This is a genomic window from Acinetobacter sp. ANC_7503 (assembly GCF_056780035.1).
On record NZ_JBWYJA010000013.1, the window covers coordinates 63528 to 71357 of the forward strand.

7 protein-coding genes are annotated in these 7830 nt (G+C 39.6%); 3 read left to right on the top strand and 4 right to left on the bottom strand.

What is annotated here, in order from left to right:
* Positions 1–30: 30 nt before the first annotated feature.
* Entirely contained in the window at positions 31–3183 is a 3153-nt protein-coding gene (locus AC1M9M_RS13285) for a DNA translocase FtsK 4TM domain-containing protein (protein ID WP_481596566.1), read from the bottom strand.
* A gap of 261 nt (positions 3184–3444) precedes the next feature.
* Here AC1M9M_RS13285 and trxB point away from each other — a divergent pair, with 261 nt between their 5' ends.
* The 3 genes from trxB to AC1M9M_RS13300 all read left to right on the top strand — a co-directional run bounded on the left by trxB (position 3445) and on the right by AC1M9M_RS13300 (position 6072).
* Positions 3445–4392 carry a thioredoxin-disulfide reductase gene (gene trxB, locus AC1M9M_RS13290; protein WP_481596567.1) on the top strand — a complete coding sequence of 316 codons (948 nt, stop codon included), beginning with the start codon at positions 3445–3447 and terminating at the stop codon, positions 4390–4392.
* Positions 4393–4507: 115 nt separating this feature from the next.
* Positions 4508–5239, top strand: a complete 732-nt coding sequence (gene aat, locus AC1M9M_RS13295; RefSeq protein WP_481596571.1) for a leucyl/phenylalanyl-tRNA--protein transferase — start codon at positions 4508–4510, stop codon at positions 5237–5239.
* Positions 5240–5256: 17 nt separating this feature from the next.
* Positions 5257–6072: an arginyltransferase gene (locus AC1M9M_RS13300; protein ID WP_180028761.1), complete on the top strand. Its 816-nt coding sequence runs from the start codon at positions 5257–5259 to the stop codon at positions 6070–6072.
* Between the two features lie 14 nt (positions 6073–6086).
* Here the strand turns inward: AC1M9M_RS13300 and rimI are convergent, their stop codons facing one another.
* From rimI to AC1M9M_RS13315, 3 genes are all read right to left on the bottom strand, one after another.
* On the bottom strand, positions 6087–6545 hold the full coding sequence (gene rimI, locus AC1M9M_RS13305) for a ribosomal protein S18-alanine N-acetyltransferase (RefSeq protein ID WP_180028765.1): 459 nt from the start codon (positions 6543–6545) through the stop codon (positions 6087–6089).
* A gap of 104 nt (positions 6546–6649) precedes the next feature.
* Positions 6650–7531: a metal-dependent hydrolase gene (locus tag AC1M9M_RS13310; protein ID WP_035267371.1), complete on the bottom strand. Its 882-nt coding sequence runs from the start codon at positions 7529–7531 to the stop codon at positions 6650–6652.
* 208 nt (positions 7532–7739) lie between these two features.
* On the bottom strand, positions 7740–7830 hold a 91-nt coding region (locus AC1M9M_RS13315; protein WP_019509660.1), incomplete at its 5' end, for an EF-Tu C-terminal domain-related protein.

Here is a 7830-nt window from a genome sequence, read left to right on the forward strand (position 1 = left end):
CTATGGTTGCTTTTTCTGAGTCAGTCTTCGTTAAACTAAAATTTCACGTTTACCATTTGCGCCCATTGCACTCACGATACCGTTTTCTTCCATTTGGTCAATAATACGTGCGGCACGATTATAACCCAGACTAAACTTACGCTGTAAAGATGATGTGGATGCTTTACGGGTTTCCAAAACAAAAGCAACACATTGATCATAAAGTGCGTCACGGTCTGAAGCACCATCCCCATCTTCAAAGCCACGTGATGCTGGTTCTTCATCAAATGGGGTGAGAATTTCATCCACGTAGTTTGGTGCACCACGCTCACGCCATGCATCACAAATACGGTTCACCTCGTCATCGGCAATAAATGCACCATGCACACGCTCAGGCTCAATTTTACCTGGTCCTAAGAACAGCATATCACCATGTCCAAGCAAATCTTCTGCACCACCCGCATCCAAAATCGTACGCGAGTCAATTTTAGAGTTTACACGAAGTGCAACACGCGTCGGTATATTCGCCTTAATTAAGCCAGTAATTACATCGACGGATGGACGCTGTGTCGCAAGTAATAAATGAATGCCTGCAGCACGTGATTTTTGAGCTAGACGAGTGATCATCTCTTCCGCTTTCTTACCCACCTGCATGATCATATCTGCGAATTCATCTGCAACAATCACAATCGAAGGCAATGGTGTAAGTCTAGGTGCACGTTCTCCAGCAACTGACTCACTGGCTTTCCAAGTTGGATCAAATAGATCTTCACCATTGGCAATTGCTTCTTCAACTTTACGGTTATAGTCACTCAATTTACGTATTTTTAAGAACGACATCAGCTTATAACGACGCTCCATCTCATTCACACACCAATTTAAAGCACTGACTGCATCTTTCATGTCAGTCACAACAGGCGTGAGTAAATGCGGAATATCGTTATAGTTCGCCAATTCAAGTTGTTTAGGATCAATCAAAATAAGGCGCAATTGATCTGGCGTATATTTTAAAAGCATCGATAGAATCATCGAGTTTACAGCAACAGATTTACCTGAACCTGTGGTACCCGCAACCAACATATGTGGTGCCTTGCCCAACTCAGTAATGACTGGGTTGCCAGAAATATCTTTACCCATGGCCATGGATAAGATTCCATCTGGATCCTTAAATTTTGGAATTTGTACCAATTCAATCAGGCGCACCATCTCACGTGTACTATTCGGAACTTCAATGCCAATGTAAGGTTTTCCAGGGATCACCTCAACAACACGTACTGATGCCATCGACATTGATCGTGCTAAGTCACGAGAAATATTAGTTACTTTCGAGGCTTTCACACCAGGCGCAAGATCCAGTTCAAATCTGGTCACGACAGGACCCGGTTGAGCTTCAATCACTTTCGCTTTGACATTAAACTCTTGTAATTTAATTTCTAACAGTTCTGATAATCTTGATAATTGCTCTGCAGTGAAGTTTACTTTTTTGTTTGGGTCTACTTCATCAAGTAAATCCAAACCAGGAAGTGGTGATAAATCTTTACGGCGCTCTGCAACTTGCATTGCACGAGACATTGGACGACCAGCAGCATCTGTTAATGGCGCATCGAAATCAAACTCATCCTCTTCAACTTCGGGCTTACCTACCGTTTCTTGCCAAGCTTCTCTAAAAGCATCCTTATCTGAAGATATACGTTGTTTTTCCTCATCACTCACTTTAGCAACAGGAATTAATGATCCCTCTTGCTCAACCATATTTTGTGGTGATGGAGCAATAATACCTTGCTCTGATTCATATTCTGCGACTGTATCTGACTTAGGTGAAGTCATAAATTTAATATTTGGCGTCACCAAATTTGGACGCTTGACCTCTGGATTAGACAAAGCTTCTGCTTCATCCGCAAGTGATGCAAGACCATCAAGCTCAGAAGCTAACAGATCTGCTTTAGTGATCGCTTCCGCCGCTGCGCTCGATTGACTTGCGTATACAGCACTTGCACCAATAGCTGAGGTATTTTGGATTAGGGATGCTGTATTTTGATCATCAGCAGATTGACCTGAAGGATTTGTTTGATGATGAAAAGGAGTATGAATATCTTTGGCGTGCTGTCCTTGTGGAACAACTTCAAGCAATTCATCAAAGATTTGATCATCATTCCAGTCCAAAGCAGTATCTTGAACAGTTGAGCGCTGCTCTACTCGAACGTTTTTACTTAATTCATTAATTTCTGAAGTACGTTGATCAAGCTGATCCTCCTCTGCTGCGCGCAAAAGCTCATCAATTTCTCTTTTATGATCTTCATCGCTATGCAAGGCTTTCCAAACTTCACCCGTTGGAACAATACGTTGACTCTCACGCTCTAACTCATGCGCTTTCGCGATGGTACGCTCGAGCTCTGCCTCATCATCTTCATCAAAACGATGATTTTGTTGAGACTCTTGGAAACGCATATCTTCAAATAGTTTTTCAGCAGTACGTTCATGACGCGCTTGTAATTGATCTATTTCTTCTAAATGACTGACATCATTGAGCTCAGCTTGATGAGGGACTGGAGCTGAATCTTTTACAGGAGGTTCAATTTCTTTTTTCGCTTTTGGCTGAGTCGTCAAATCATAAGCTGATTCAGTCTCAGGTACATTTTTATAGAATAAATCTTGCAAATAAGCGGGTGTCGCCTTCAAAGTAGACCATGTCTTGTTCCACTGAATACCAAAAGCCAGTGTGATTAGAACGATGCTAAGTACGATCAGAAAAAAAACGGCGCCATAAATCGTCAAAAGCTGTTTTAAACTCTCACCCAATTCGTAACCAATGATTCCACCTGAAGCGTTAGCAAGCGTATCTGCAGGCACTGACCAAAGTAAATAAAACAAACTCGCGACGGTAAGTAGAATGAAAAATTGAGCAGCAAAACGAAATGGGCGACTCAAAAAACTTCTTGGCCACCACACTTGAATCGCTTCAATGAATAAATAAATTGGAATCAGTAAACTTGCCCAGCCCAGAAATCCAAATAAGAGATCTGCAATCCAAGCACCTGCGACACCACTTGCATTTGAAACTTGTTGAGTATCACTCGAAATATGCATCCAACCCGGATCAAATGGCGTATAAGTCACTGTTGCTAAAAACAGATAAATACCAAATGATATTAAGAAGAATGTTAAAACTAAGCGCTGTGCATATACACTCGACACCGCAGTCATATACTGTCCTGTAAACGATTATTCATTAATGTTCTAATGTTGAAATGGAACAATTTCTTCATTATAGAAAACTTACTATTATGCACCTGTTCATAAAAAAAAGGTGCAGCTTTCTAAGGTTTCCTTGTTAACACTTTTATCTATATAGCTCAATTCGATTTAGTTGATCAATATAATCCACATTCATTCCACACAACTGTGGTGAAGTTTCACGTATAATTTTCAGCAAGTCGATATATCAAATTAAAAGGATGCTTATACATGAGCGCTCGTCACTCAAGATTGATTATTTTAGGTTCTGGTCCTGCGGGTTATAGCGCAGCTGTATATGCTGCACGAGCAAATTTAAAACCAACTTTAATCGCAGGTATGCAATTGGGTGGTCAGCTCACCACAACTACAGAAGTTGATAACTGGCCAGGTGATCCTGAAGGCTTAACAGGTCCTGCTTTAATGGAGCGTATGCAAGCTCACGCAGAACGTTTTGGTACTGAATTGGTTTACGATCACATTAACGAAGTTGACTTAAATGTACGTCCATTCGTTTTAAAAGGTGATATGGAAGAATACACGTGTGATGCTTTGATCATTGCAACAGGTGCTACGGCTCAATACTTGGGATTAGAATCCGAAGCTGCTTATATGGGTCAAGGTGTGAGTGCGTGTGCAACTTGTGATGGTTTCTTCTATAAAAATCAAAAAGTCATGGTTGTCGGTGGTGGTAACACTGCGGTTGAAGAAGCGCTTTATTTATCAAACATTGCTTCACATGTAACACTTGTACATCGTCGCGATAAATTACGTTCTGAAAAAATCCTTCAAGATCATCTTTTTGCAAAAGAGAAAGAAGGAAAAATTAGCATCATCTGGAACCATGAAGTTGAAGAAATACTTGGTAACCCTCAAGATGGCGTTACTAGTGTTCGTTTGAAATCTACAACTGATACTACAACACAAAACGTTGAAGTGACTGGATTGTTCGTCGCTATAGGTCACAAACCTAATACTGCAATGTTTGAAGGTCAGCTTGAACTACGTGATGGTTATATCCAAGTTCAAAGTGGTACACGTGGTAATGCAACTGCGACTTCTGTTGAAGGCGTATTTGCTGCAGGTGATGTTGCAGACAATATCTACCGCCAAGCAATTACATCAGCAGGTTCAGGTTGTATGGCTGCTTTAGACGCTGAGAAATATTTAGACAACTAATATTTATTTAAAAACCCAAAAAACCACCTTCGGGTGGTTTTTTTATTCTTTCAACTTGGCATAATCATTTTAAACATTTTTATCTTCGGTTTTTCATTATTATTTTTAGAACTTAATCCCTATGCTCCCTCCTTCTGAGTTTATTTTCCCTAATCCAATTGAATCCGATCCCGAAGGTCAAGGACTAATCTGTATAGGTGCTGACCTCTCCCCTTCTACATTATTTGAAGCTTATACACATGGTTTATTTCCTTGGTTTTCCGAAGGTGAGCCGATCTGCTGGTGGAGTCCAGAACCTCGCTGCATTATCTACCCTTCGTCATACCATCCAAGTAAATCACTCATTCGTAACATGAAAAAACATGATTATACGATTACCATTAACCGTGATTTTGAACATGTGATACGTTCTTGCTCATTACCACGAAGTTATGCCAATGAAACATGGATTACTGAAGATATCATTCAGGGTTACTGTGCATTATTTGAGTCAGGCTATGCATATAGTGTCGAAGTACGCAGAGAAAATTCGATTGTCGGCGGGCTCTATGGTGTCTCTATAGGTCAGGGTATTTTTGGTGAATCCATGTTTAGTCGAGAGACTGATGTTTCAAAAATGGCTTTTTGTACCCTCATGTTGATTAGCCTTGAAAACCAGGCACCCTGGGTTGACTGTCAATTGGTGAATGATCATCTCATGAGCTTAGGTGCTTGCACAATTTCTCGCCAAGACTACCTTAATTCGTTACAAGATGTGATAAAACAGCCTCAGATTGATTGGCAAAAGTATAAAGACGGTGTATTTTCAAGTAAAACAATAGCATTTGATCAACGACTCATGGATTGAGAAATAGGAGGGACAACATGAATTCTTATCAACCCCAGTCCCTATTAAATGAACTGCAGTATTACATTACACCACCCCATGACTGCAGTTATCTTCCCGAGAAATCAGCACGGATGGTCTTTTTAGATCCTGCTCATAAAATCGACGTTGTAACTTTATCAGAATTGTCTCGTGTAGGATTTCGAAGAAGCGGAGATTTTGTCTATCGACCTGAATGTCATTTGTGTCGACAATGCCTTTCATGTCGTGTACCTGTTGATGCTTTTAAAATGAACAGTCAACAAAAGAAAGCTTGGAAACGTAATCAAGACTTAGAAGTTAGAATAACCCAAACTCAAGATGCTACTGATTTACACTATCAACTCTATGAACGTTACATCAATGAGCGTCATTCAGATGGAGATATGTTCCCCCCTAGCTATGATCAATTCGAGAAGTTTTTGATTCACAGTTGTAGCAATAGTTTCTTTATAGAACTTTGGAAAGATGATCGACTCATTTGTGTCTCAACCTGCGATGTATTAGATGATGGAGTATCCGCCGTCTATACATTTTTTGATCCAGATGAATCCAAACGTTCTTTAGGTGTTTTTGCAGTCCTTAAGCAAATTGAATATGTAAAGCAGCACAATCAAGAGTTTGTATATTTAGGATATTGGGTACCCCATTCATTCAAAATGAACTATAAGTCCCAATATGCGCCTTTTGAATTATTACTGGATGGTCAATGGCGACGTGTTAATAAAATGCTCAGCAACGAAGAAATCGATCAATTAGGTCATATGTTGATGACGACACTTCCCTCTGAATGGAATAACTTTATTGTAAAGTAGGGTATTGAATTTTGTCACTTGAATAAATCTGCAAAATTATCACTGCATGCCTTTACCATAATGATGGCATGCTCTTTTCCACCATCTAATGTTGGATAATAGTTTTTACGCATATCAATTTGATGAAATCCGGATTTCTCATATAGTGCAATCGCAGCCTTATTACTTTCTCGGACCTCTAAAAAGATTTGTACGGGATCATTATTGAGTTGAGCCATTGAAGCTTCAAGCAATTGATATCCCAACCCTTTTCCACGCATTTCCGGATGAACTGCCATCAACAGCAAATTTGCTTCATCCAATACAGGCTGTAAAATACAGAAACCAACAACACGATTCTGGTATTCAATCACTGTGGATTGATATGAATCAACCGCTTCTGAAAATTGTTTTTTTGTCCAAGGATGCGTCTGCCCCAAACTTTCAATTTCATATACCACCTCAACATCTGATGTCAGCATCGGTCGAATCATAATCATTACATTGCATTTTTTAAGTGAGTACATTATAGAAAGTTCGAAAATAAATGAAATAAAAAAAGGCAGCTTACGCTGCCCGAATGCACAAAAGTAAATACTTAAAAACCGAGTTTTGCTTTCCATGTTGCCAATAAACCCACGGTATCCAAATCATTCGGATGGAAGCCTGGTTTAAAATAAGCCAACATTTCCTTACCCATACCAGAAATAATGCCTTTAGATGGACTATATCCATAGGTATAAATATCTTTCAAAGATGCAATATTTAACTGTTTATCGTCTTTCAATAAACGCGCTACAAAATAAGTCTGCACCATGAATAGCACAACCATTGCTGCCACTAAAGAAGATGTTCGAGCAAGATAAGATTTGATTCCTTTACCGAACACACCTTCAAATACATCATATGCGACAGCCTTATGCTCATTTTCTTCAATGGCATGCCAAGCCCACATCGTCGCCATTGTTTCATCAGTCATTAATGCTTGAATATGTTCGTTACGCAATAATTCTGAGGCAATGGTTGCTGTAAAATGTTCTAGCGCAGTCGTTCCCATCAGATCGATCATTTCTTGTGAAATACCAAATGGTTTCATAACGGTGCTAGCTGACTTACGAAAAGTTTGAATGACCGTATCTGTGGCTTTTTCAAGTGCAGCAACATCATGACCAAATTTTTGTGCTGATGCATTAAAGCCAGCATGCTCATGTGTATGCATTGCTTCCTGACCAATAAATGCTGAAATCTCTTTTTGGAGATCTTCATTATCTTTAATGGCTGGATGTTGGCGAACTGCACGGACTGAATCGATAAAGAATTTTTCACCTGCAGGAAATAATGCAGATAACGCTGTCATGAAATGAGTTAATCCTGCTGAACCATTCATCCAATATTCTGGTACGTGATCAAAATCAAATTGCATACGACGTACTGGAAATGATGCACCGGCACGATTTGTAATATTTACTTTAGCATTCATTGCTGGACTCCTATTCGGGATCTATCCAAATCTAGTTTTATGATTCTTTTCATTACTTCATCTTAGTGATTTATTATTTTTATGATAAATGCCTTATAGGTCACATCATTATCAGTTAAGGACAGCTTACAACTCTTATTGTCTAACAATTTTATAGATTCCATAAAAAAAACGCCCCAAAGGGGCGTTTCTTTCACACAATCAATACTTATGCAGTTACTTTAGCAACAACACCAGCACCAACTGTACGACCACCTTCACGGATCGCAAAACGTAGACCTGGGTCCATTGCGATTGGG

Coding starts and splice junctions, on each gene's coding strand:
- AC1M9M_RS13285 (WP_481596566.1), bottom strand. CDS start 3,183: ATGACTGCGGTGTCGAGTGTATATGCACAGCGCTTAGTTTTAACATTC.
- trxB (WP_481596567.1), top strand. CDS start 3,445: ATGAGCGCTCGTCACTCAAGATTGATTATTTTAGGTTCTGGTCCTGCG.
- AC1M9M_RS13300 (WP_180028761.1), top strand. CDS start 5,257: ATGAATTCTTATCAACCCCAGTCCCTATTAAATGAACTGCAGTATTAC.
- rimI (WP_180028765.1), bottom strand. CDS start 6,545: ATGATTCGACCGATGCTGACATCAGATGTTGAGGTGGTATATGAAATT.
- AC1M9M_RS13310 (WP_035267371.1), bottom strand. CDS start 7,531: ATGAATGCTAAAGTAAATATTACAAATCGTGCCGGTGCATCATTTCCA.